This window comes from Candidatus Methanoprimaticola sp. MG2 (assembly GCF_047501175.1).
Lineage (GTDB): Archaea > Thermoplasmatota > Thermoplasmata > Methanomassiliicoccales > Methanomethylophilaceae > Methanoprimaticola.
Genome location: NZ_JBEQWH010000007.1, coordinates 39,009 through 62,900, shown reverse-complemented (window position 1 = coordinate 62,900; position 23,892 = coordinate 39,009). Strand labels below are relative to the sequence as shown.

Annotated in this window: 29 protein-coding genes, 1 tRNA gene and 1 rRNA gene; 14 read left to right on the top strand and 17 right to left on the bottom strand. The window is 57.0% G+C overall.

Annotation, left to right across the window (positions count from 1 at the left end):
* Positions 1 to 9 precede the first annotated feature (9 nt).
* Complete coding sequence (rdgB, locus tag V5D86_RS06650) at positions 10 to 567, bottom strand: RdgB/HAM1 family non-canonical purine NTP pyrophosphatase (protein WP_414595903.1); 558 nt, start codon at positions 565 to 567, stop codon at positions 10 to 12.
* A complete protein-coding gene (locus V5D86_RS06645; protein ID WP_414595902.1) occupies positions 564 to 1,187 on the bottom strand; it encodes a KEOPS complex kinase/ATPase Bud32 in 624 nt (207 codons plus the stop codon). Before V5D86_RS06645 ends, rdgB begins: the two co-directional genes overlap by 4 nt.
* Positions 1,188 to 1,274: 87 nt before the next feature.
* On the opposite strand from V5D86_RS06645, the gene V5D86_RS06640 reads away from it, so the two are divergent.
* The 3 genes from V5D86_RS06640 (at position 1,275) to radB (ending at position 3,025) form a co-directional block, all read left to right on the top strand.
* Positions 1,275 to 1,955, top strand: coding sequence for a TIGR00266 family protein (locus tag V5D86_RS06640; protein ID WP_414595901.1), 681 nt, complete (start codon positions 1,275 to 1,277; stop codon positions 1,953 to 1,955).
* Between the two features lie 9 nt (positions 1,956 to 1,964).
* A complete protein-coding gene (locus tag V5D86_RS06635; RefSeq protein WP_414595900.1) occupies positions 1,965 to 2,300 on the top strand; it encodes a hypothetical protein in 336 nt (111 codons plus the stop codon).
* Between the two features lie 65 nt (positions 2,301 to 2,365).
* Complete coding sequence (gene radB / locus V5D86_RS06630) at positions 2,366 to 3,025, top strand: DNA repair and recombination protein RadB (RefSeq protein WP_414595899.1); 660 nt, start codon at positions 2,366 to 2,368, stop codon at positions 3,023 to 3,025.
* 190 nt (positions 3,026 to 3,215) lie between these two features.
* Here radB and V5D86_RS06625 read toward each other — a convergent pair whose 3' ends face one another.
* From V5D86_RS06625 to rrf, 4 genes are all read right to left on the bottom strand, one after another.
* Positions 3,216 to 4,205: a polyprenyl synthetase family protein gene (locus V5D86_RS06625; protein ID WP_414595898.1), complete on the bottom strand. Its 990-nt coding sequence runs from the start codon at positions 4,203 to 4,205 to the stop codon at positions 3,216 to 3,218.
* On the bottom strand, positions 4,202 to 5,257 hold the full coding sequence (fni, locus tag V5D86_RS06620; RefSeq protein WP_414595897.1) for a type 2 isopentenyl-diphosphate Delta-isomerase: 1,056 nt from the start codon (positions 5,255 to 5,257) through the stop codon (positions 4,202 to 4,204). The genes V5D86_RS06625 and fni overlap by 4 nt, the downstream gene beginning before the upstream one ends.
* Before the next feature lie 5 nt (positions 5,258 to 5,262).
* Positions 5,263 to 6,033, bottom strand: coding sequence for an isopentenyl phosphate kinase (locus tag V5D86_RS06615; RefSeq protein ID WP_414595896.1), 771 nt, complete (start codon positions 6,031 to 6,033; stop codon positions 5,263 to 5,265).
* 120 nt (positions 6,034 to 6,153) lie between these two features.
* Positions 6,154 to 6,275 (bottom strand): 5S ribosomal RNA (gene rrf, locus V5D86_RS06610).
* Between the two features lie 121 nt (positions 6,276 to 6,396).
* Here rrf and V5D86_RS06605 point away from each other — a divergent pair.
* Complete coding sequence (locus tag V5D86_RS06605) at positions 6,397 to 6,699, top strand: DUF2188 domain-containing protein (RefSeq protein WP_414595895.1); 303 nt, start codon at positions 6,397 to 6,399, stop codon at positions 6,697 to 6,699.
* 34 nt (positions 6,700 to 6,733) lie between these two features.
* On the opposite strand, the gene V5D86_RS06600 is transcribed toward V5D86_RS06605, so the two are convergent.
* The 3 genes from V5D86_RS06600 to V5D86_RS06590 form a co-directional block, all read right to left on the bottom strand.
* Positions 6,734 to 6,964: a HypC/HybG/HupF family hydrogenase formation chaperone gene (locus V5D86_RS06600; protein ID WP_414595894.1), complete on the bottom strand. Its 231-nt coding sequence runs from the start codon at positions 6,962 to 6,964 to the stop codon at positions 6,734 to 6,736.
* A gap of 5 nt (positions 6,965 to 6,969) precedes the next feature.
* Complete coding sequence (locus V5D86_RS06595; protein WP_414595893.1) at positions 6,970 to 7,329, bottom strand: nascent polypeptide-associated complex protein; 360 nt, start codon at positions 7,327 to 7,329, stop codon at positions 6,970 to 6,972.
* A gap of 63 nt (positions 7,330 to 7,392) precedes the next feature.
* A complete protein-coding gene (locus V5D86_RS06590) occupies positions 7,393 to 8,583 on the bottom strand; it encodes a DHHA1 domain-containing protein (protein ID WP_414595892.1) in 1,191 nt (396 codons plus the stop codon).
* On the opposite strand from V5D86_RS06590, the gene V5D86_RS06585 reads away from it, so the two are divergent.
* From V5D86_RS06585 to aspS, 6 genes are all read left to right on the top strand, one after another.
* On the top strand, positions 8,501 to 9,115 hold the full coding sequence (locus V5D86_RS06585) for an Lrp/AsnC family transcriptional regulator (RefSeq protein WP_414595891.1): 615 nt from the start codon (positions 8,501 to 8,503) through the stop codon (positions 9,113 to 9,115). The genes V5D86_RS06590 and V5D86_RS06585 overlap by 83 nt on opposite strands.
* A gap of 778 nt (positions 9,116 to 9,893) precedes the next feature.
* Positions 9,894 to 10,226 (top strand): hypothetical protein, encoded by a 333-nt coding sequence (locus V5D86_RS06580; protein WP_414595890.1) that lies wholly within the window; start codon positions 9,894 to 9,896, stop codon positions 10,224 to 10,226.
* A 177-nt stretch (positions 10,227 to 10,403) separates the two neighbouring features.
* On the top strand, positions 10,404 to 10,727 hold the full coding sequence (locus tag V5D86_RS06575) for a hypothetical protein (RefSeq protein WP_414595889.1): 324 nt from the start codon (positions 10,404 to 10,406) through the stop codon (positions 10,725 to 10,727).
* A 132-nt stretch (positions 10,728 to 10,859) separates the two neighbouring features.
* Positions 10,860 to 11,438: a hypothetical protein gene (locus tag V5D86_RS06570; protein WP_414595888.1), complete on the top strand. Its 579-nt coding sequence runs from the start codon at positions 10,860 to 10,862 to the stop codon at positions 11,436 to 11,438.
* A gap of 115 nt (positions 11,439 to 11,553) precedes the next feature.
* Positions 11,554 to 12,054 (top strand): hypothetical protein, encoded by a 501-nt coding sequence (locus V5D86_RS06565; RefSeq protein WP_414595887.1) that lies wholly within the window; start codon positions 11,554 to 11,556, stop codon positions 12,052 to 12,054.
* A 194-nt stretch (positions 12,055 to 12,248) separates the two neighbouring features.
* Positions 12,249 to 14,072, top strand: coding sequence for an aspartate--tRNA ligase (aspS, locus tag V5D86_RS06560; protein WP_414595886.1), 1,824 nt, complete (start codon positions 12,249 to 12,251; stop codon positions 14,070 to 14,072).
* Between the two features lie 193 nt (positions 14,073 to 14,265).
* On the opposite strand, the gene gatB is transcribed toward aspS, so the two are convergent.
* The 4 genes from gatB to V5D86_RS06540 all read right to left on the bottom strand — a co-directional run bounded on the left by gatB (position 14,266) and on the right by V5D86_RS06540 (position 17,792).
* Positions 14,266 to 15,603 carry an Asp-tRNA(Asn)/Glu-tRNA(Gln) amidotransferase subunit GatB gene (gene gatB, locus V5D86_RS06555; protein ID WP_414595885.1) on the bottom strand — a complete coding sequence of 446 codons (1,338 nt, stop codon included), beginning with the start codon at positions 15,601 to 15,603 and terminating at the stop codon, positions 14,266 to 14,268.
* Positions 15,600 to 16,922, bottom strand: coding sequence for an amidase family protein (locus V5D86_RS06550; protein ID WP_414595884.1), 1,323 nt, complete (start codon positions 16,920 to 16,922; stop codon positions 15,600 to 15,602). The genes gatB and V5D86_RS06550 overlap by 4 nt, the downstream gene beginning before the upstream one ends.
* Positions 16,919 to 17,191: an Asp-tRNA(Asn)/Glu-tRNA(Gln) amidotransferase subunit GatC gene (locus tag V5D86_RS06545; RefSeq protein WP_414595883.1), complete on the bottom strand. Its 273-nt coding sequence runs from the start codon at positions 17,189 to 17,191 to the stop codon at positions 16,919 to 16,921. The genes V5D86_RS06550 and V5D86_RS06545 overlap by 4 nt, the downstream gene beginning before the upstream one ends.
* A gap of 64 nt (positions 17,192 to 17,255) precedes the next feature.
* On the bottom strand, positions 17,256 to 17,792 hold the full coding sequence (locus V5D86_RS06540) for a DUF2284 domain-containing protein (RefSeq protein ID WP_414595882.1): 537 nt from the start codon (positions 17,790 to 17,792) through the stop codon (positions 17,256 to 17,258).
* A 74-nt stretch (positions 17,793 to 17,866) separates the two neighbouring features.
* On the opposite strand from V5D86_RS06540, the gene V5D86_RS06535 reads away from it, so the two are divergent.
* The 3 genes from V5D86_RS06535 to V5D86_RS06525 all read left to right on the top strand — a co-directional run bounded on the left by V5D86_RS06535 (position 17,867) and on the right by V5D86_RS06525 (position 20,351).
* Positions 17,867 to 18,379, top strand: a complete 513-nt coding sequence (locus V5D86_RS06535) for a tetratricopeptide repeat protein (RefSeq protein ID WP_414595881.1) — start codon at positions 17,867 to 17,869, stop codon at positions 18,377 to 18,379.
* Between the two features lie 278 nt (positions 18,380 to 18,657).
* Complete coding sequence (locus V5D86_RS06530; protein WP_414595880.1) at positions 18,658 to 20,004, top strand: ammonium transporter; 1,347 nt, start codon at positions 18,658 to 18,660, stop codon at positions 20,002 to 20,004.
* Between the two features lie 5 nt (positions 20,005 to 20,009).
* Positions 20,010 to 20,351, top strand: coding sequence for a P-II family nitrogen regulator (locus tag V5D86_RS06525; protein ID WP_414595879.1), 342 nt, complete (start codon positions 20,010 to 20,012; stop codon positions 20,349 to 20,351).
* Between the two features lie 257 nt (positions 20,352 to 20,608).
* Here the strand turns inward: V5D86_RS06525 and V5D86_RS06520 are convergent, their stop codons facing one another.
* On the bottom strand, positions 20,609 to 20,866 hold the full coding sequence (locus V5D86_RS06520; protein WP_414595878.1) for a DUF6677 family protein: 258 nt from the start codon (positions 20,864 to 20,866) through the stop codon (positions 20,609 to 20,611).
* 234 nt (positions 20,867 to 21,100) lie between these two features.
* Between V5D86_RS06520 and V5D86_RS06515 the strand changes: the two genes are divergently transcribed.
* On the top strand, positions 21,101 to 22,723 hold the full coding sequence (locus V5D86_RS06515; RefSeq protein ID WP_414595877.1) for a hypothetical protein: 1,623 nt from the start codon (positions 21,101 to 21,103) through the stop codon (positions 22,721 to 22,723).
* A 64-nt stretch (positions 22,724 to 22,787) separates the two neighbouring features.
* On the opposite strand, the gene V5D86_RS06510 is transcribed toward V5D86_RS06515, so the two are convergent.
* The 3 genes from V5D86_RS06510 to rnhB form a co-directional block, all read right to left on the bottom strand.
* Positions 22,788 to 22,865, bottom strand: a tRNA-Met gene (locus V5D86_RS06510).
* Positions 22,866 to 22,909: 44 nt separating this feature from the next.
* On the bottom strand, positions 22,910 to 23,242 hold the full coding sequence (locus V5D86_RS06505) for an SCP2 sterol-binding domain-containing protein (protein WP_414595876.1): 333 nt from the start codon (positions 23,240 to 23,242) through the stop codon (positions 22,910 to 22,912).
* Positions 23,243 to 23,246: 4 nt separating this feature from the next.
* Complete coding sequence (gene rnhB / locus V5D86_RS06500; RefSeq protein ID WP_414595875.1) at positions 23,247 to 23,885, bottom strand: ribonuclease HII; 639 nt, start codon at positions 23,883 to 23,885, stop codon at positions 23,247 to 23,249.
* Positions 23,886 to 23,892: the final 7 nt, after the last annotated feature.

The following is a 23,892-nucleotide window of genomic DNA, read 5'->3' as shown; positions in this document are numbered from 1 at the left end:
GTCGTGCTCTCAGATCAGTCCCTGTCTCCTCATCTCGGCGATCAGCAGTTTGACGGCGTTTCCGCGGTGCGACACCGAGTTCTTCTCGTCGAGTGGGATCTCCGCGAACGTGCGCTCCCCGTCGTGGGAGAATACGGGATCGAACCCGAAGCCGTCCTTGCCCCGTTCTCCGTCGGTGATCGTGCCCCTGCAGATCCCGGTGACGACGATCCTCCTGCCGTCTATGTCGCATCCGATGCAGCACCTGAACTCCGCACCGCGGTCCTCGACGCCTTCCATGAGCCTGAGGATCCCTTGGTTCCCGATGGTCTTCTGTGCGTATGCCGACCACACTCCGGGGAATCCCTTCAGCGAATCCACGAAGAGGCCCGAATCATCCACGATGAAGTCGCGGATGCCTTCGGACACGATCGTGTCCATCCCCTTGTTGACGACCTCCTCCAGATCGGAGGTCTGGACCTCGTCGTAGGGGTGAGGGAAGTGCTCCATCTCTATGCCGTAGTCCTTGAATTCCTTCTGATATTCCCTGACCTTGCCGGGATTGGACGTGATGACCTTGAGCTTCATGTGTATCTCCCCCTGTTCCTGATGTCTTCGAGTTTCTTGGCCACGGCCTTGGGGTTCCCGACGTTCGCGTAGTACTCGGTCATGAGGTCTTCGAACGCATCAGGCAGGTCCACGTGCGCCGACGAGAACGCCCTCTCCAGGAGCCTCAGGTCTATCCCTATGTCTTCCAGTTCGGCGCGCGTCTTGCCCATGGACATGTCTATCAGGCATATCTCCCCATCGGATGTCAGGATCATGTTGGACGTCGTGAGGTCGCCGTGGCATATCCCGGCGGAATGGAGTCTCGCGACCGCATTCCCGATCTTCACGCATACCTCGGACGCCCTGTCGGGGTGGTCACGGAGGTGGTTCTTCACGACTGTGCCCTCGACCTTCTCCAGGACGATGGAGCACCTGTCCATGTCCAGGTCGTACACGCACGGGGTGCGTATCCCGGCCTGGGGCGCCTCGTGAAGGATGCGCGCCTCGTTCCTGGTCCTGGCAGAACGTAAGTGGGCGTCCAGTTCCGGCAGACGGTATCCCTTGGTCGGACGGACCTTCTCGACCGCTCTCCTTCCAAGGTACTCGGCATCCGATACGGAGGCTTCCGCTCCCATCATCGTTCCAGACACCTCTTCCATGATCGGCATTATGCGGTGCAGATATTCAATGGTAGCAGTCCAGGCCATCGATATTGTTTTTTATTCTGCACGTGCGTTATGACATCCATGAAATACACTATCACGGGAGACAATCTTCAGATGGTCAACGTAGAGGTGGAGCCGGGGGAGGTCATATACTCCGTGTCCGGCGCCATGTCCTACATGACCGGCAACATGACCCTGGAGGCGAAGGCCAAGGAGGGGGTATGGGGAAGCATAAAGCGTTCCATGACCGGGGCCTCGCTGTTCCTGGTGAAGTACGAGGCCCAGGGTGGCAAGGGGGTCGTCGGACTGTCCCAGAAGGCCCCGGGGAAGATCATGGACATAGACATCTCCAAGGGAGGGTGGTTCGTCCAGAAGACCGGGTACCTCGCCTCGGAGGAGAACGTGACCCTCGAGATGGCATTCCAGAAGAAGCTGTCGTCCGCACTGTTCGGAGGGGAGGGCCTGATCGTCCAGAAGGTCTCCGGGAACGGTATCGTCTTCATCGGAGGCTGCGGGGACCTCGTGGTCAAGGAGCTCGCGCCCGGAGAGGTCATCAAGGTGTCCACGTCCAACGTCGTCGCGTGGGAGGACACGGTTTGCTACGACATCTCCTCTATCGGCGGTGTCAAGAACGCGCTGTTCAGCGGAGAGGGGCTCTTCGTCTCCACGCTGACGGGTCCCGGGAAGGTCGTCATGCAGTCCATGACCCTGGGAGACCTCGCCATGGCCCTGTGGCCGTACATGCCGCAGAGCTCGAGCTGAGGTGATCGCTTGAAGGACATGGGCATGAAGACCGAGAGGAAAGGCACCGGGAAGTCGGCGCTCGGCCTCGTGATCATCGCGGTTCTCATCGTCGCGCTGGTCGCCGTCGTCGCATGGGCGTTCTCGCAGCCCGGATTCCTCGAAGAGGCGGTCAACATACTGGCCATAGTCGTGGTCGCATTGGTGATAATCGCCGTGATCGCATACATCGCATACGCGTTCATCGCGGTAGTCATGTATGCGACCAAGGGCGAAGTCGTCCAGACCGGGGTCGATCATAGCATCGACGACGTCGTCGGGGTCGAGGGGAAGATGCTCGACGATGACGGCAACGATAAACATTGATCAAACACAGGGCGGGTGCTCCCGCCCTACCCACAGTTTTTAACACCGTTCGTCATTGGACGTGCGTGGAGCGCACTCCTCTGGGATGTCCCAAGTTTGACCGTCTTCTGGGAGGCGGGATCGAGTCCGGCTGTGTCACCATGATCTATGGCGAAGCGGGTGCCGGGAAGACCAACGTATGCCTGCAGGTCGCCCGCAATGTCGCGGAGAGCGGCAGGAAGGTGATCTACCTCGATACGGAGGGGCTGTCCAAGGAGAGGCTCGCCCAGCTCTTCAAGGGGAACGAAGACGCGATCAGGAACATCCTGATCTCTGAGGTCCATAGTCTGGAGGAGCAGACGGACCGTATCGAGATGGCGTCCAAGATAGTCTCCAGCGGGGTCAGTTCCCTGATCATAATCGATTCCCTCACGATGTTCTATCGGTTGAGGCATGACGAGTCCAAGGCACGCAACGAGTTCGTGAGGCAGACCGAGATGCTCCTGGAGATCGCGAGGAAATACGACGTCTCCGTGCTGATAACGTCCCAGGTCTACTCCAGTCTCACCAGCGGCAGGGTAGAGTTCCTGGGAGGTCATGCGTTGAACCACAACGCGAAGACCATCCTCAGACTGGAGAAGCTCGACAACGGACGCAGGAAGGCGGTCATCGTCAAGCACAGGAGCCTCCCCGAGGGAAGGTCGACGTATTATATCATCACAGAGACCGGCATCGAGGATGCCTGAAGATTTTCATTTTACGCTTTGATGTACTTTTATGTCGTTTTAAGATTATAAAATTTATAACTTTCGTACTATACAGTACTTGTAATGATTTGAAGATTGTTGACCCAAATATGTCGGTTGATGCGGAAAACGATCAGAAATCGAATGGTCCCCCATCGTACGACGGGGGACCGGTTTATATTCGGGAACCTCAGAGCTCCCTGTCTATCGAATAGTTCGCGAGGGAGATCATGAACTCCTTGTCCTCGCTCTCGGGAAGGAACGCGATGGTCTCGATCGCGCGGTTCACCTTGGCGCGGGCCATGTCCATCGCGTAGTCGATGGATCCCGCATCCTTCATGATCTGCTTGGCACGGGCGCACTCTTCCTCGGTGGCATCCATCTTTCCGAGGATGGATTTGAACTCCGCGAGCTTGGCCGCATCGTCCTTGAGGGCCTCGATCGTATGGGTGACCATCACGGTGCACTTGCCCTTCCTGATGTCGTTGCAGTTCGATTTTCCGGTCTTGGCGGGATTCCCCATGATCCCCAGGTAGTCGTCGAATATCTGGAATCCGAGCCCGACCTCGATGGCGTACTCGTTTATCGCCTCGGCTGTCTTCCTGTCCGCGCCTCCGACGAGCGCACCGCCCGCGGCCGCAGCGGCGAAAAGGACGCTGGTCTTCAGCTTGATGGTCTCGAGGTAGACCTCCTCCGTGACGATCTGTCCCTCGTTGTTGACGTCCATCTGCTGTCCGCGGGCAAGGTCCCATACAGCTTTGCTGACGTAGCGGAGGGCATCCCTCATCCTCTCGGCGGGGATGTCCAGGTCGCAGATGATCTGGAACGCCTTGGCGAACAGGGCATCTCCTGCGAGGACGGCGGTGGGCATGCCATAGTTGACATGGATCGTCGCCATGCCCCTGCGGGACTCGTCCCCGTCCATGAGGTCGTCGTGGACCAGGGTGAAGTTGTGGATGTACTCCACGGCGACGGCCAGCGGAACGGCCTTGGACCTGTCCCCTCCGACGGCGCCGCAGCATGCGACGGCCATCGCGGGCCTCATGCGCTTCCCGCCACGGTAGGGGTACTGCCTGGACGCCTCCATGAGGTTCTCCGGCTCCTCGTTCCCTATGTAGCTCTTTATGGGTCCGTCAAGCTCGGCGGACATCTTCTTGAGGTATTCCTTGGCATCGATCATAGTGCATCAATCCATTGTCTGGTTTCTCCGAGGATCACGTGGCGGGCTTTTCCCAGCGCCTTCAGGTCTTTGCAGCCTGTCAGCAGCATCGCCGCCCTCAGTTCCTCTCTGAGGACTGTAAGTTTTCTCTTGACGGCATCCGCCGATTCGGTGGCCTCCCTGAGGACCGCGTTGGCGACGCCCCCGCATGTGGCTCCCAGGGATATCGCGGAGGCGATGTGCGTACCGTCCAATATGCCTCCCGATGCGATCACGGGAAGTCCGCATCCGGCTGTCTCGACCACGGATGCGGGAGTGGGTATCCCCCAGTCGAAGAACGTCTCGCCCATGTTGGTGCGGACCTCATCGTTCGCCGCCATGGCCCTGTAGAGTTCAACGGCGGCGAAGCTCGTTCCGCCCATCCCCGCGACATCGATCCCGAGGATCCCGATCCCCTTCAGCCTGTCCGCGACGTCCCTCGAGATGCCGGCCCCCGTCTCCTTGACCATGATGGGGTATTCCTGTGCCAGGCTCCTGATCGCGTCCCTGACGCCAGCGCCGTTGGTGTCCCCCTCGGGCTGCACGACCTCCTGGAGGTAGTTGAGGTGTACGGCCATGACGTCCGCCCCGATCAGGTCCTTCGCCTGACCGACCATCTCCTTGCTGAACAGGTCCCCGCTCTTCTGAGGTACCAGCTGGGGGGCCCCCACGTTGCCGATCACCAGAGGGACGTCGTAGTTCTTTATGACCGAGTAGCTCTCCGGGCATGTCCCGGTGACCCCGGCCCTCTCGCTGCCGATCCCCATCCCGATCCCGAGCTCGGCGCATGCCTCCGCTATGTTGGAGTTGATCTTCGCGGCTCCCGGGAATCCTCCGGTGATCGCCGTCACGATGAGGGGGAAGTCCAGCTTCTTCCCGTAGAGCCAGCAAGTCATGTCTATGTCGTCCATCCCGATCTCCGGGAGGGCGTTGTGCACGAGCCTGACATCATCCCAGTAGCAGTGTCCGGGCGCGATGCGCTCGTTGATGCAGATGTTGATGTGGTCCGCTTTCCTGTCTCTGATCTGTACCATGTGAATCACATCTTCGCTATTGTGCAGGGGACATCCTCCCCCTTCAGCAGTGAGAGGAGCCTGCCGGGGACCGTTCCGTTGATGAGCACGCAGTCCCTCTCGGGAGTGCACATCCTGAGCATGGACTCCATCTTGTTGCGGACCCCTCCGGTGACGTCGTCGACATCCTCCCTGGAGTCCACCGCGTCCATGATCTCGCTCGTGACCTCGGGGATGAACCTCGCATCGGGGTTCGTCTTGGGGTTCTTGTCGTACAGGCCGTCTATGTCCGATACGAACACGATGCGGTCCGGTTTGAACATGTCCGCCATGAGCTCCATGAGCTGGTCCCCGGAGACTATCCCGAACCCTCTCTTGCGGTCCATGACCACGTCACCGAACATGACCGGCATGATCCCCACATGGGCCATCCTGCGGATCGCCTCATCATCGTTCACGATAAGTTTCCCGTCATCCATGACGAAGCAGGTCCCGGGCGATACGGACGCGGCAGGGATGCCGACCTTCATGAGCTCGGATGTAAGGAGCATTCCAAGTTCCATGGCATCGTGGTGGACCATCGCCGCCGGAGTGACCTTTCCGAAATCGGTCAGACCTTCTTGAACCGCATACCTCTTCGCGAGCACATGACCGAACGATCCCGCGCCGTGGACTATCATCACGGAACGACCCGACTCCGCTATCTCCCGGCAGAGCCTGGATGCTTGATCCTGGTTGAACTTCTTGTACTGCGACTTGTCGGTTATTACGCTCCCGCCAAGCTTGATCAGTATCATCGTCTAACCCTATCGCGTCTTATTATTAGATACTAGTTTACAACGGGCAGACGACCGTTCATTATCAACTCGGTGTCGTCGATGGCCAGAGCCACCGCTCTTCGGAGAAAATGGGAAAGTGGTTGACAGCGTGTCTGAGTTCCCGTACGCTTGCGCAGTACAGTACAGACAGATACGCGGGCGGACTTTACTTCCGGGTTCGGGAAGGGACCGGGTGTTTCCCCGCCGCTATGGCCGTCATACCGAAACATGGGATATCAGACTAATATATAACTTTAACTGTTAGGTTCTGATACAATGAACATATGTGTCCGATATTGTCGAAGCATCGTTTTATCAAACAATCTTGCGATTCATACCTTGATGGGACTATTCAACCGTAAGAAGGAAGAGAAGGGCGAACCGGCGGAAGAGATGAAGCCCGAGACCAGCACAAAGGACGTTCCCGAGTCCGAGACATCTGCGAAGGCGACGCCCGCAGGCGCCTATTTCGTATCCCCGCATCCCGACGGAGGATGGCAGGTCAAGAGGGCGAACGCGCAGAAGGCATTGAAGAAGTTCAAGACGAAGGCCGAAGCCGAGGCGTACGCGAAGCAGGTGGCGACGAACCAGGGAACCAACGTCGTCCGCAAGAAGAAGGATGGGAAGATCCAGAAGAAGAAGTAAGTCGATCGGGGCGGGGTCGGACCCCGCATCCCGATCAGCAGGATGTGGTCTTCTCGCTGTCGAGGACCTCGTTCCAGAGCCTGATGGTCTCCTGGGCGTCCTCCTCGTCCATGATCTGGATCGCGAACCCTGCATGGACGACGGCCCACTCCCCGACCTCGGCGTCGACCATCGAGAGGTTGGCCTTCCTGGTGACGCCACCGAAGTCGATGTCGCCCATGTTGCCGTCGATGTTCACGATCTTTCCGGGAATTGCTAGACACATTCCAATCACTCCGTCATTATCTTTATGATCGCTTCGGCAGGCTGTCCGTCAGTGGCTTCCAGCGCTACCACCGCCTTCTCCCTGTCGCAGTTCGCCTGGGACATCACCAGGGCGATGTCCTCTTCGGGGAATGTGGGCCTGGCAACGCCATCCTCTCCGATGGAACGCTCCTCCTCGACACCCGTGACCTGGTACGTGACGGTGCCACCCATCTCGACGCGGACCACCTCCGCATTCCTGATGACGAGTTCCGCCGTCTTGGTCTTGATGACGACCTTGGTCACTCCGTCAAGTGCGGACTGCTTGATCCCCATCTTCTTCATGGCCTGTTTCATCTGGCGGTCGTTTACTCTCATTCCACCCATGTGCCGAGGAATCTCCTAGTCATTCTTAAGGTGTGTGTCCTTTCCGCGTTTGTTAATGCCGGTTTAATCGGAGCGACCCAGCATATCGGCGGTCGCGTCGGACAGCGCCTTCAGGACCTCGTCCGCAAGGGACCTGTCCTGCACGCCGCCCTGTGCGAAATCCGGTTTCCCGCCCCCTCTGCCCCCGAACCGTCCGAGGACGTCCGACAGGAGCTTCTTGCAATCCACTGCGGGGGTCCCGGACGCCACTATGACGGACAGGGTCTCCGTCTCTCCGACGATGATGGCCACCCCTCCCTTGGATTTCACGGATTCCGCGAAGTCGGTCATCGCGGCACGGTCCGTCCCGGGAAGAGTCCCGCAGTAGACGTCCACGTCTCCCATCTGTCTCGGGACCATGGACTCCGCCAGCCTTCTGGTGGCCTGCTTCAGCAGTCCGCTCTTCAGTTCCAGTTCGCTCCTCATGTTGGCCACGGCCTTGGGGGAGTCCTCCCTCTTGCATCCGATGCCGTCGACTATGCGGAGTGCGATGTTGGACAGTGCCAGCGCCTCCCTCTTCGCCGCATCCCCGACCTTGAAGTGTATCGCCGTGCCCTCGCTTCCGGCAGAGACCTTGCGGTCCACGAGGAGAAGCTCGAGCTCGGACGTCTCCATGACATGGATCCCGCTGCATGCGGAGAGGTCTATGTCCCCGATGGCCACGACGGTGATCTCCTCGTCCTCGGGTATCCTGTCCAGCTTTATCCTGACTCTCTCGATGTCCGGGTCGTCCCTGTCCATGACGCTGCGGGTCACCGGGAGGTTGTCCTTGATCGCCTGGTTGGCGAACTCCACCGCCGCCTGGACCTGGTCCCAGTCCAGGTCGTGGTTGACGATCACGTACTTGCTCTCCGGGGAGATGTATATCTTGGTTATCTCCAGGTCGGGGCACTGCCTCCTGAGGGAGCAGAACAGGAGGTGCTCCCCGGTATGGCCCTGCATGAGGTCGTAGCGCCTGTCCCAGTCCACGCTGCACCAGACCCTCTCGCCCGGCCTCAGGTCGTGCTGAGGGACCTTGTGCACTATGTCTCCGTCCTCGTTCAGGAACACATCGACGACCGCGTTCCCGCGTATCGTTCCGATGTCGCACACCTGTCCGCCCCCTCCGGGGTAGAACGCGGTGCTGTCCAGGATGACCCTGTCCCCTTCCGCGGAGATGACGTTTGCCTCGAATTCGAAGCCGTATCCGTCCCTTCTGAAGATCTCGTCTGTCATATGGACCCTCATCAATCGCACAACTTTAATAAATGCGCTTCCGGATTCGGGGAAGACGATTCAAATGTCTCTTTCAGACTTCGACGAACTGGACAAACGTATAATCGAGCTCCTGTGCAGGTCCAGCCAGGGCTCCTACAGGCAGCTCGCGAAGCAGCTCGATGTGCACCCGACCACACTCATACAGAGGGTCAAGAACCTCGAGGCCAAGGGCGTCATCAACGGATATCGCGCGAGCATCGACTACATGACGCTCGGTTACGAGTACATGGGGCTCGTCAGCGTCTATGCGGACAACGTAAAGACCGTGCAGGACGAGATCTCGAAGATCCCTCAGGTGATCTCCGTGTTCGATGTCACGGGAGAGAGCGACTGCATAGTCTGGATCGCGTGTATCGATAGGGACGAGTTCTCCGAGGTCGTCAAGGAGATCAACGCGATAAAGGACGTCAGGAAGACCAACACCGCCGTCATCCTGAACATCACGAAGGACCCGTTCTCGTACATCCCTCCGATACTCGGGGAGAAGTGAACTCCCGACCCATACCTCATGGGAGGGTCTACAGGGGCCCGGGGGATCTGCGTTCCCGCGGACGTTCGCGTCGTTCATTGCGCATCGGTGACCGTTTCGATGATCGAGCTCTACGTTCAGGGCGTCGAACAGCTTCTTCGCCTCCCTTGTGATCGAGCTGCGGTACACGTGTCCGTTCACGCGGACAACGTGATACGATGACGCTATCCTGAACGCATCGTCCGCAGACATCCCCTCATACCCCGACTCCGACAGCATCTGTTCCAGCTGCATGCGGACTTTCATAGCGAGAAGCGCAAGGGTCCCGTAGCCGTATCTGAACCTGTCCTTCGGGTTACCGGCGGCCTCTATGATCGGACCTGCGTGCAGTTCCATGACGCGACGGAGCTTGGAACACTTCATGCACTCCTCCCATCCTTCGCGATTGGTTATGAAGAGATGGACGCTGGAGCGTATCGCCGCCTGCCGAAGCTCTTTCCTGCGTATGGACGTGGAGGGTACCCCGTCCGGGCCCCTATTCAGGGTGACGAAGCGCGACTCTATGCTTCCGTCACCGAGGACCTCATTGGCCGATTCCCCATCGATCGATTCCAGGATGCGTCTTCTGAGACGGACCCTCTCGTTCAGTTCCGTCTTGACGGTCTCATAGTCGTCCGGATCGTACCAGACGATGGCTTTCATGCGGACCTTGCCACGGCGCTCCCCCATCTCGTTCGTTCCGGAAAGATGCCATCCTGTGCTGTCTATCGCCATGTCGATGTAGGTCTCGCGCATGTAGATGGGTCTGCCGTTCTCCGCCACCTCGGACCACCCATCCGCTGGGGCGTCCACGCACAGGGAATACACCTCCGGGATGTCCAACAGACTGTCCGCCTCCGAGACGAAACGGGTGTTGTGCAGTGTCAACGATGACATCGTCTCGAGTGTGATGCCTTCTCCGAGGGCGAGTATGTTGTCCCTCCCGGACATCTCCGCATGCTGCACGGCCATCCTCAGCGACTCCACATGGTCCATCCTGGCACCGAGGGAGCGGACGATCAGCGGGTTCCCTTCGACATCCGTTACCAGGAACACCATCCCCTCGAAAGATATCCTCCTGGGACTCTCGTGATGGATGTCGGCACCGTGCAGGTCAGGCGAGTCCCAGAGCACGAATATATAGTGTCTCTCGTCCCGGTCCAGCGTGGATGCGGACGCGGACCTGTCTTGCAGGGCCGTGAGTGCCCTGTCCACGTCCGCCCTTACAACTTTTTCCTTATGCAGCAGGTCATCCAGGTAGTATTTGGGCATGCTTTCCATGAACCTCATGGCATGCACGGGGTCCATGGCCATGGTCAGGATTATCGCCAGCAGCATGTCAGACCTGTCTCCGAACCTGTTCTGCAAGGTCTCTCCGAGCCTTAGAGACTCGGCCGCCTTCCTGGCCATCAGGACGTTCCCCAGCTCGGCGCAGGTGAACTCCCCGTCATGGATGTGTGTGAGGAACTCCTCCGGAGGGACCTTCTTCGGAGCGACTAGTCCCGTGTCGGGATCGAGGATCCCTACGTATCTTTTGATGACAGCCGGTGTATCCTTCCCCGCGACTCTTCTGGATGTGTATAGGTACACGTAGTCCTTGGCTCCGCGTCTCTCTATTAAAATCTTCATTGTTCTGTGTTGTTTATATGGTTATACAATATTTCAAAATATTCCATAGTTTTTGAGCTATATATAGTGTTAAAACAAAATGTGATTGTGATGCACGATGAGGAACGAATCAAAGTGGTTGGTGGTCGTTGTTGTCGTGGTGGTTGTGGTAATGGCAGCAGTCGCAATCCATCTTTCTCAAGATGATACAGAGGATACAGGAATTAGGCCAGGAGACCATCCAGTTTTCCATCGCGGTTCAATCGTTACTGAAAGTTTCCGCCTGGATAGTGATGATAACGATACTTGGATCACGGGGACAATAGCCATATATAGGTCGGGGAGCGGGTTTGCGGGAGATATCGTTCTGCAATATTACGAGGATCCTGTAGATCCGTCCTGGATCGAGTTTGTCACATATCATGACTTTTATATGACTGAGGTTAGGACAGACCATGTACATCCTGATGGGGCCTGTCTGAATGCTACGACATTGTCATGGAATGGGGGGTCTATGAGTAATTCATTGCTCATTGAGAAGTATCATGACTGTGCGTATAGGGATGATGGGACGTTCATGATTCATATAGAATCAATAGACGGTATGAACCTCGATCAGACACAAGCTGAGTTTCTTGTCGGATTTGATAATGGTAACAAAATACACGTGTATGTGGATCTTCCGATGGGACAATGATGACGTAAAAACAAGGATTAAAACAAGTTGTATTGGAAAGGAGGAATGAAATATGAATAAGACGGCCGTATTGGGGACACTGGCGGTTTTCATAATCGCATGTTTGTCACCTTGTATGACCGATGCAGATGATGTTGCAGCAAATGATGTAGCAAATCCTGCTTTTGTAGAGATTACTGACAACAATCGTAACATTGTTGTTTTGACAGATCGTCCAATGACCAGATCGAACGGTTTTAACGAATCAATCACCTTCCAGAGCACATTCGAATCCATAGGTCCGGACGACATAGTCGTGCTTGACGGTCTTTGGGTAGAGGCTCAGGATCAGAGCACAGTGTATGACGACGTGAAGGCGTTGGTGGACAACGGGAATCCGGTCCTGCTTGTGGCAAATTCTCCCGAGGCCATCTCATATGACAAGATTGGTCATTCGACGGGATATTCGCCTTCGGCCCATGTCTACGGAGTGATATACGACCCATCGACCGGTGCGGTATACTGCAATAGCATATCGCATGTGGACGTGCCGAAGTCTTTCGATATTGCGATCCAATGGGTGTACAGCCACATCAGTGATCGTCATTCAGGCGAGAGCGAGCGATGTCGCAAGTGAATCTGGAACATGCAGTCCATCGAAGCAATCCACGGTCTCGGTATCGTTATCGATTCTGATGGGGATGTATCGCACTCGTGAATCCGCGGGTGCGATGCCGGTCAGGATCCGATCGAAGGATGGGACAGTGGCATCACGCGTGCGCATGTCTTTAATAAGTGTGGCGAATGGCCACCATATTAAGAGGCGCTCTTATGAGAAGAACAAACACCTGCGGAGAGCTCAGGTCCGCGGACCTGGGCAAAGAGGTATGTCTTCAGGGATGGGTCAGATTCTCCAGGGATCACGGAGGAGTGGCGTTCATCGACCTGGCGGACAGGTATGGGATCACTCAGGTCGTATTCGATCCGGAGGCACTGCCTGCCGGCGTCGACGCCAAGCGTCTGGAGGAGACCATCGGGACGTTCTCCCGCGAGTCCTGCGTCCAGATCAACGGTACCGTCAGGAACAGGGTCGAGGGCACCGAGGATGCCAGGAACCCCACCGGGGAGATCGAGGTCCTCATAACCGAGGCCGAGCTCCTCAACAGGTCCAAGCTTCCCCCCTTCGAGCTGGGGGACCAGAAGGAAGGCGTCCTTCCCGACGAGGACATCAGGATGAAGTACAGGTACCTGGACCTCAGAAGGACCGACATGGCGCAGGCCCTAGTGTTCAGGAGCAGGCTCGTGCACATCGTCAGGCAGTACCTCGAGCAGAACGGGTTCCTCGAGATCGAGACGCCCATCCTCGGAAGGTCCACCCCCGAGGGCGCGAGGGACTACATAGTCCCCTCCAGGATCCACCCCGGGACGTTCTACGCGCTCCCCCAGTCCCCTCAGCAGTTCAAGCAGATGCTGATGGTGGCAAGCATGGACCGCTACTACCAGGTGGCCAGGTGCTTCCGCGACGAGGACTCCAGGAAGGACCGTCAGCCCGAGTTCACCCAGCTGGACATAGAGATGTCCTTCGTGGACATGAAGGACATCCAGGACATGATGGAGGGCCTCGTCAGCACGATGTGGAAGGGCCTCTACGGAGAGGACCTCCCGACGCCGTTCCCACACATCGCCTATCGCGATGCGATGGAGCGCTTCGGGTCCGACAAGCCCGACATGAGGTACGGCCTGGAGTTCACCAAGCTGACCGACGTCGTCAGGGATGCCCCGTACAAGATCTTCCAGAACATCCTTGCCGAGGGCGGCATCGTCGCCGGAATGAACCTCAAGGCCGACATCGCCGGAAGCAAGGTCGGAAGGAACGATGTCGACAGGTACATCGCGTACGCCAAGAAGGTCGGGCTTGGAGGTCTCACATGGATGAGGTGCGAGGACGGGAAGCTTAACAGCAACATCGTGAAGTACTTCACACCCGAGATCCTCGAGAACATCAAGGTCACCATGGGCGCAGAGGAGGGCGACCTCCTGTTCATAGTGGCCGGACCCTGGAAGGCCACCTATGAGAGCGCTGGATTCCTCAGGAAGAAGATCGCGGAGGACCTCGGGCTCATTCCCGAGAACGAGTTCCAGTTCTTCTGGATGGACCAGTGTCCCATGTTCGAGATCGATCCCGTCTCCGGGAAATACGATGCGTTCCACCACCCGTTCGTCCTTCCGCAGAACGACCTCGACGACGATTACGTTGGAGGTGCCTGCTTCGACCTGTGCCTGAACGGGAACGAGCTCGGTTCCGGGTCGCTCCGTATCCACGATCCCGAGCTTCAGAAGGCCGTGTTCCACAAGCTCGGTCTCGATGACGAGAGGATCGAGAGGAACTTCGGATACTTCGTGGAGATGCTCAGCTACGGTGCTCCGCCACACGGCGGGATAGCCATCGGGATAGACAGGCTGTGCGCCATCCTCCTGAACAGGGAGTCCATCAGGGATGTGATCGCGTTCCCCAAGAACAGGAGGGCCATCTCCCTTCTGGACGGTTCCCCGTCCAAGGTGGACGACGACAAGCTGGAGGAGCTGCAGATCCTCTCCCTCGCGGGCGACCTCGACATCGGCGATATCGAGGAGCCTATGGACGAGGAGAACTGAAACCAGGGCCTTCGGGCCCTTTTTATACCGATTTTAAAAAGTTAAATACAAGCGGATTATCGCGATATCGCAGAGCTTGGTGCATCTGGGAGGATTAACTGGCTCTGTACCCTTATCACACAGAGTCCTTGATGTTTCCCGTCACGGGTGTTTTTGAGAAGGGAAGGTGCGGAGTCGCCTCCGCGTTTGATGTTCAGAGTCTGGACTCTATGTTCCTCTTGACCGCTTCCAGGACCTCGGCAGAGGAGTGGGCCCCGCCGGACTGCTTCATCACGAATCCGATGACGCGGTTGGCCGCCTTCTCGTTCTTCCTGTAGTCCTCCACGACGCCCGGGTTCTCGTCCAGGTATGCGCAGACGACCTTGTCCAGGTCCTCTGACGCTCCCTTCGCGGCCTCGGCGCTCTGTCCGGTCATGGCGCATTTGATCTCCATGGAGCATTCGGCATCGGTGATCTCCCCTCTGACGAACCTCTCGATGGATGCGACGGCCTCCGCCGGGTCCCTGCCCGCCGACTCCATCGCCTTCCAGTTGGCGCTGATCGGGCCCGCGACCCACTTGATGGCCGTCTGGGCATCGTGGTCGCCCGCGACCTTCTCGAAGATCTCCGCCAGCCCGATGGACGTGGCTATCAGCTGCTTGGCCATCTTCTGGTCTATGCCGTACTGGGTCGACATCCTGAGCGCCATCTTCTGGGGGCTCTCCTTGATCCTTATGCCGTCTGCCAGGTCCTTGATGTTGTACACCCCGAGGTCCGGCTCGTCTATGTACCCGTAGTCGGCCTCGAACTCCTTCTTCCTGACGGATATTGTGACGCCGCGCTCCTCGTCGAAGCGCCTGGTCTCCCTTTCGATCCTCCCGCCTGCGCGGAGTATCTTCGTCTGACGGAGCACCTCGAACGTGAGGGCCCTCTCGACGTTCTTCAGACCGGTGACGTTCTTGACCTCGCACCTCTCGGTCCCCACCGATATGTTGCAGTCGCAGCGGATGCTGCGCTCCCCGTCCCCGGGGAGGTCGATGACATGGCGTATGTCCTCTATCAGCTGCTTGAGGAACTCCCTGGCCTCCGCCGGGCTCTTCAGGTCCGGCTCGGTGACGATCTCCGCCAGAGGGATGCCGGAGCGGTTGTAGTCCACCAGCGAGGACAGGTCGCCGACCCTCTTGGTCTTCCCGGGGTCCTCCTCGACGTGTATCCTGGTGATCCTGATGGGCTTCTTCCCATCCATGTAGTAGACCCCGCCCTCCCCTATGGGGTTGTCGTACTGCGTAATCTGGACGCTCTTCGACATGTCGGGGTAGAAGTAGGTCTTCCTCGAGAACCAGGTGGTGTCGGAGACCTTGCACCCGAGCATCTTTGCCAGCATGATGCCGTACTCGAGGACCTTCCGGTTCAGGACCGGTCTGGACCCGGGCATCCCGAGGCACACGGGGCACACATGGGTGTTGGGTCCTTCGGCCTCGGTGGTCGGACACGAGCAGAACATCTTGCTCCTCGTGGGGAGCTGGACATGGATCTCCAATCCGATCTTCATGCGGACGGCCTCCTGAGCTCGAAGGTCCTCTCCCAATCCTCCGCCATCGTGAACAGTGAATCCTCGCTCCAATGGTCCCCGACGAACTGCATGCCGATGGGCATCCCGTCGGAGTCGTATCCGCAGGGGACGTTCAGATGGGGCATCCCTGCGAGGTTAGGGGGAACGGTCAGATAGTCCGCCTTGTATGATTCCAGCGCGGTCATCCTCTCGATCTCGTCGAACCGGGGGGCGACGAACGGCATGGTGGGCGTGAGGACCGCATCATGGTTCCTCAGGATCTTCCTGTAGTCGTCGATGACCAGCTGCCTGACCTGTCTGGCCTTGGCATAGTAGCGGTCACGGTATCCGACCATCCTGGTGAACGTCCCCAGGAGGATCCTCCTCTTCGCCTCGTCCCCGAACCCCTGCGAGCGTATGCTGGAGAAGTAGTCGTCGAACTTGAGCGAGAGGTCCCCCTCCTGCATCCCGTACCTCATACCGACGTAGCGGGCGAGGTTGGTCGAGGCCTCTGACGTAGCGATCACGTAGTACGCGGGGATGGCGTATTTGAAGGAGGGCATGTCGACCTCCTCGACGTCTATCCCCCTGGACCTGAGGGATTCCAGCGAGTCCCTGAACACCCTCTCCACATCGGCCGAGAGGCCCTGGACGCCGTCCTTCGGGACCGCGACGCTCTTTATGCCGCGCCCCTCGTTCTTCAGCTCGGGCTGCATGCAGGAGGTGGGGTCCCTCTCGTCCTTGCCGGCGATGATGTTGACGTACTTCCTGAGGTCTCCCGCCCTTGTAGACAGTATGCCGATCTTGTCGAGGGAGTTCCCGTAGTCTATGAGCCCGTACCTGGACACCCTCCCGTAGGTGGGGGCTATCCCGTACACCCCGCAGAAGCTCGCGGGACAGCAGATCGATCCGCCCGTGGAGACCCCTATGGAGACGTGGTCCTCCAGTACCATGGCGGCGCATGCGGAGCCTCCGGAGGACCCGCCGCACGCTCTCTCCAGGTCGAACGGGTTGCGGGGGACCTCATAGGCCGAGTTGGCGGAGAAGGTCCCGAACCCGAACTCGTCCATGTTCGTCTTTCCGATGAGCTTCCCGCCGGCCCCGCGCATCTTCGATATGCAGGTGGCGTCGAACACGGGATGGTATCCTTCCAGGATCCTCGATCCGGCGCAGGTCTCCATGTCCTTGGATGTGAGGTTGTCCTTCGCGGAGAACAGGAATCCCGCATCCCCGGGCTCCGTGTCCTCGGTCATCGCATGGAACATGCCGTATCTCGCATTGGTCTCCCTGAGGGAGCCGAGCACGGATTGCATCGTCATGAGAGCCTCGGCCCCCTGACGTATCCGTCGTAGGTGTTCATGTCCCTCGACAGAGTGTCGGGATCGAACTCCAGCCACGGCTCATCGTCCCTGGTTATGTCCGCGACCCCGATGGGGTCGATGCCGTAGGAATCGCATTCAGGAGCCTCGTCCAGCAGCTCGAAGTAACCCAATATGTCATTGAGGTCCCTACTGTACCTGTCGAGCTCCTCCTCGGTGAGCTTGATGTGCGCCGTGCGCGCAACCCTTTCGACGGTTTCTCTGTCCATCCGATAGACCTTCTATGCGCGAGCATGCGGGTTCTCTCTATAAACTATTGCGCACGCGAGCCCGTCACGTCCTCTTGAGGAGTATGAGCCCGTACAGCGTCGCATGGTCCTCGGAGAAGCCGAAGGACTTCCCGAACCCCTTCAGGTATCCCTCGAGGTCCACGCCGATGGACGATATGGACGGGACCAGCTGTTCCGGGAACCTGCACGGCTCTGGATAGGAGCATACGCCGCAGTAGCCGCATCTCCCGTCCGCGAAGCCCATGCATCCGCAGTCGGACGCCCTGAGCTCCGCGGTCAGCATCCTGATCAGCAGATGGAGCTCCTCGTCCGCCCGCCTCAGGGCCTCCGCGTCCTTCGGGTCTATGTCGAACCTCTTCTCCAGGAGGATGGCGCCGTCGTACGCGTCCCTGAGCGTGTCGATCCTCTCGGTCCACCCGGGCGGGCAGGACCATGAGGTCCCATAGTTCCCGCACAGGTTCCTGCGACAGCTGTCCAGGCATCTCAGGACATCGTCCTCGCGATGCTCCGGCGGGTCGCCCATCGTCACGGACCATCCCGATGCTTCGGCACTGCGGCGGACCCTCTCAAGCACGGTCATGATGACCTGTTTCCGTTATGGGCTTATAAGCCTAATCGACAGGGTTTATAATCGCATGGATTGTGGAGGAGTCCATGGCAGAAGCCTCTCCGGAAAAGAAGATCGCTACGGCGATGAAGGCGATGGACGAGGGCGACTTCAAGAAGGCATACACGGCCTTCAAGAAGCTTACGACCGAATTCTCCGATAACGCCGATGTTTGGTACTACAAGGCCGAATGCGGGAACTATGCCTCTGGCATGTTCGGCGCGAAGGTCGACACCCAGGAGATCATGGATGCGTACAAGAAGGCCATCGAGCTCGACGGTAGCCGTGTCGACTACTACCAGTCGTACGGGTCCTTCTGCATCTCCGTGAACAAGTATGACGAGGCAGAGGGCGCGTACAACGAGGCCGCCGAGATAGACGAGTCCATGTCCCCCTCCCTCTACTCGGAGTTCGCCATCGAGTACTTCAACAACGTCATGGCGTCCTACGGGGAGATCATGGACGACCCCAAGGCGCGTGCGCCGTACGCGAAGAAGGCGCTCACCTACATGCTCAAGGCCCTCGATCTCGATCCCGAAGAGGCCAAATCCCTGCTCTGAGCAGGTCCTTCCCAAACCATCGGGGTCGCATCTCGGCGCCCCGTTCATTCTTCCATACCATCCGTTTGACGCCATCATCCTCCGTCTCTCGGACCATCCGTCTTTTCATATGATTACAATTAGATGGATGCAAGCTTATATTCTTTTCAACCTGTCATCTGTCTATTTATTCCAATCTTAATATTTATTTGAACAATAAAACCTTAAAAATCTATTCCATCTGATAAGTTTTAAATAAAATAGATATTTACGCAGAATTCAGTCTATTGATTAGACAAATGAGGTATATAATGCTCAACAAGAAGTTCCTATTGACGTTACTTCTGGCAGTAACACTTTCAATTGTCGTTTTTTCATTAATACCGGACTCGGTCTCTGCGGCGGAGCACGATGTCGGGGAGGACCCCTCGGACTATGCCAACATAGCCTGGGTGGCGATCTGTTCTGCGCTGGTATTCATAATGACCCCCGGTGTCGCACTGTTTTACGGGGGCATGCTCAGGAAGCAGAGCATGACGTCCGTGATATCCCAGACCCTCCTCTCCATGGCGGTCATGGGGATCTCGTGGTTTTCAGTGGGATACTCTCTCGCATTCTCCGACGGTAACATGTTCATCGGAGGATTCGACAACGTCTTCTTCAATGGCGTCTCCGCATACACGATCGAGGACGGTTCGTATGTGCCAGACATGGAGTTCGCACTGTTCCAGATGATGTTCGCACTCGTCACTGCGGGGATCGTCCTCGGTGCCTGTGCCGAGCGCATAAGGTTCACCGCCATCACCTGGTTCCTGGCCCTGTGGTCCGTCCTCGTCTACGCCCCCATGGCGCACATGGTCTGGGGCGGAGGGCTGTTCATGAACCTCCCGTTCGGTCTGGAGACACTTGATTTCGCAGGCGGTACGGTCATCCACATATGTGCCGGATCCACCGGACTCGCACTGGCGGCATACCTCGGAAAGCGCTGTTCCAGGACTATGAAGAGGGCTCACAGCATCCCCATGGTGTTCTTCGGATGCTTCCTCCTCTGGTTCGGATGGTTCGGGTTCAACGGAGGGTCCGGACTTGCCATGAACGGACAGGCGGTCAACGCGATCATGGTCTCCATGGTGGCCGCGGTCTTCGCGATGGCATCCTGGGCCATCGTCCAGTATCTGCATGTCGGGCGTGTCGGCGTCCTCGGTCTCGCAGCGGGTTCCATCGCGGGACTGGTCGCGATCACCCCCTGTGCAGGGTACGTCTCCCCTCCCAGTGCAGCCATAATCGGGGTCGTCGGGGGCATAGTGTGCTACCTGGGTGTCATCCTCATGAGGAACCATTCCGGGCTGGACGATGCCCTGGATGTCATGGGCGTCCACGGGATAGGCGGCATATGGGGGGCCATAGCCACCGGTCTCTTCGCGGAGTTCAACATCAGCGGTGCCGGAGGTCTCTTCACCACAGGCGACTGGCAGCTGCTCGTGGGGAACGCCATCGCGGTGGTGATCACGGTGATATTCTGCTTCGTGGTCTCGTACGTCATCATATGGGCCATCGGAAAGGTCATGCGCGTACGCGTGACCGAGAACGAGGAGCTCATCGGACAGGACCTCGTCGAACACGGAGAACCGGCTTACGTGATGTGATTGGAATGAAGATGGTAATCGCAATAATCAGGCCAGACAGGCTCCAGTGCGTCAAGGACGGGTTGAAGGATGCCGGGATCTACGCGATGACGATAACGCATGTCACCGGTCGCGGGGAGCAGATGGGACTGGTATTCACCACGAGGGTGGGCGAGTTCACCGTGGACGAGATCGAGAAGATCAAGGTCGAGATCGTGGTGGAGGATGACCAGGTGGACACCGTCATCGGCGTCGTCAAGCGTGGAGCGGAGACCGGACATCCGGGGGACGGCAGGATATTCATCATCCCGGTCCTTGAGTCTATAAGGATACGGTCCGAATGCACGGAGGGAGATCAGGCCGAGTGAGTCCGCGATACACGTCTGGCACTTCGCACCTTCACAGGCCCCCATGGCTGTCCCGTATGGTCATGGGGGCGTCAAACTTCTGGACAATGTGGTTCGTCTTCAGGTCTGAACGACCGTGGCCGTATACAGTCGATGCATTTGGTTCTGAATCACACAACATCTCGGTGTCTCGGATGCGGTCAAATGATGTGAAGGGCCGAGAATCTTGTATCCCGGCCCGTTTGCTTTAGGATCAGTCGTTTCACTGATCCTTTCACTCATTCTGCAGATTGTTTCTTACCGGTTCTGGTGCAGTCTGCCACACCAAATACCCCTGCTGCGATCCAGATGACCGCGACCACGATGTATTCCTGCATGGACCAGGATATCTGGTAATGTGCGTGAGGCATGAGGAACACGAATAGCCCGATCATGGCCAGTATCATCAGGATGACTCCCTTGACGGTCTTGCCCATATACACGTGCCCTACTCCGGGCATGACCATTGAGAAGAGGATGGCGTATTCGTTCCTCATGATGATTCCACGACCCCTTTGTTACTTGATTCTATCATCGAGGTCGATGTCGTCGATCCGTTCTGCATTTCAATCACCCGTCTCGACGTAGTACACGATTTGGACCGTGGTTTCGATAGAGACAGTACTCAATCGACTGAATTTATTATAAAAACTTTCGTATAATCATCATAATTATTCGGATATGTAGCTATAAAACAATTTCATAATATATCCAGTCAGTCATGATGGTTTGTGAGAATCACCTACACGGAGATCAACGGGAGGAGGTATGCGTACGCGTGTACCTCCGAGCGCGTCCCTGGAAGAAAGAACCCTGTCTCAAGGAGGACATATCTCGGTATAGTCGATCCGGGAACGGGAGAGATAATTCCAAAGAAGGGATTCTCTGAAGCCGATCTTCTGATAGGCAGGATGTTGGACATCAAAAGTTATGGCGATGTCGCGGTGGTGATGTCCGTCATCAAGAGATTGAACCTGTTGGACGATCTGGAGGAGGTTTTTGGCGATCGCGGACTCAGGATATTGGCCATGGCCATGGCCCAGGCCATACGGCCATCATCATCGGATTATGTTGACAGGACTCTGAAGGAGTCATACATCCGTGAGTGTCTGGGGACGGGAGCAGAGACAATCAACTCGAAATGGGTGGCGGATGTCCTTAACTCATTCAGTCGGATCGATTCAGAGAGGTTCTTCAGAAACAGGGTCGGGCAGGATGATAATCGGATATTCTTGTTGCCGATCGTGGCATCATTATCCAAAGGATTCGGTGATTTTTTGAGGATGCTGTATTCCTCTACGAAGTCGGACGATGTGGCCGTGGTTGTGGCGATGGATGGAGAGGGAAAACCGATCGGATTCGATCTCATGAACAATCCTTCGTTGGACCCGTCCGATGTGATCAAGTTGATGTTACATATGAAGGAATCCGGGTACAGGCCGATACTTGTTTCGGATACGACATCGTCTTCAACTCTCCGTCTTGCCGACTTCATAGTGAACGATCTCGATTTCATAATCCCTTTTCCAGCATCATCAGTGCAATACGTCTCCATGTCCAGCGCGTTCGGGGTTCCGTTTGATGACATGGAGCATCACAGGGAGGATGGGTCCATCGTGAAGGAAACCCAGGTGGGCATTCTGATGGAACACGGCGCATATCGTGGCGTGTACGATTCCGATCAAAGATTCTCCAAGTGTGGGGTCCGTCTTCAGGCTTTCATGAGCTACAGCCCCCACATAAATTCAGACATCATAAGATTCGTCAACGATTCTATAAATAGCATAAAGTTGAGATTGAATGGGCAGTTTTCCAGTGATCCAGAAACCTCTCTTCGGAATGAAGCAGGGGGACTCGTAAACCTGTTGAAGGTTTCGACAGACAGGTATGGGTTGATGAAGGTAACAGTTAACAGGGATGCGATGTCGAAATTCCGTCGGAATGCAGGCTGTTCGCTTGTTCTTGCCACTGGTTTCTCTTGGGACGAGATATCTTTCGTCCGTTCTATGAGGAAGGGTCTTCTGGACACACTCCATCAGTTCTACAAGGGGTCGAGATGGGTAGCTGTGTTCAAGGGAGCGAATGTGAATCTATACAATCAGATGTTCATCGAGTTTCTGGTGGTAATAATCTATTCTGAGATCCAGACGGTTCTGCGGTCCGAGGGAATCCGCGACGAGGTCGGGGACGCTCTTTATCTGGCATCATCCCTAAAGCTGGTGGCCGTTCCATCCGGGATCATCCTGAATTCCGTTGATCGCAGAGCCAAGAGGATATTGGATGCGTTCGGGGTGGACACATCAACTGTTCCTGAGATGGTGACAGAGCCCAGAGCTGGCGAGCAGATCGAATGATACGGTAAATCAAGGGCTTTTCGAGCCTCCTGGTCACCAATCAGATGGGGATGATAATGATGTATGGTAGCGAGGGGTCGATTTGAACGACCGATCTCCGGGTTATGAGCCCGACGGGATATCCTGGCTACCCCACCTCGCTATGAAACCGCCTAACAAGGCGGTATATTTAATGTTTGTGTCTGTTCAGAACAGCTTCTTCAGGAACATCAGGTCGTCGATCTTCCCCTTGACCTGAATCTTCTTGAGGACGTACGCACGCATCGGCCTCAGGGATCCGTCTATGAGCCCCTGAAGGTTCTCGGGGGTGGTGGTGACCGTCACATCCGCGTTCGGGTCTAGTCCCGCGTCGAAATGGTAGATGCGAGCATCCTTGAGTTTCAGGGTGTATGTCTCCTCTCCGAGGTTCAGATTGAATATCTTCTCCAGAGGTTCGATCTCCTTCTTCAGTTCAGGATCCTTCTCCATCTTCCTGTGGAACCTGTCGATCACAGCCTGAATCTCCTGCTGCATGCTCATGTTGTCACCATTCGTCCAGCCTTCTCACCGCTTTGGCGGATATCATCTGTCTGACCGGTTCCCACGATCTCCTCGTGTGCGGAGGTGGACAGTTGTTCTCTTTCATCCAGTCCGTGATGAAATCCATGGTGTAGTGGTCGCTCGGATACCCGCTTCCGAAATCCCCGAGTTCCACATGAAGTTCCTCGATAATGCGGTCGCGCGTAACCTTCGCCACGATGGAGGCTGCTGATACGACTGGGTACATGTCGTCGGCTTTATGCTTTGCTATTATCTCGACATCCTGGAGCGATGCACCGAGGCGGGCGGAGAACTTGTCCTCGTTCACATCGGGACAGTCGGCATACGCTATGTCGCAGGGATGTGCCGATATCGCCTCGGAGAACATGTCCAGCTCGATATCGTTCAGGGAGATCTCCTTCCTCCGGGCATCTATGTCGCTCGCGGAGATCATGACGGTCGTCCAGGCATCGGCCCTTTCGACGATCATGTCGTACATCTTCTTCCGGGTCTTGGGGGTCAGCTTCTTGGAGTCCCTGACACCGATCTTCGAGAGCACATCGTCATCCTCCACCCATACGGCTCCTACGACCAGGGGCCCCATCACGGATCCCCTTCCGGCCTCATCTACGCCACAATGCATCTGTTAC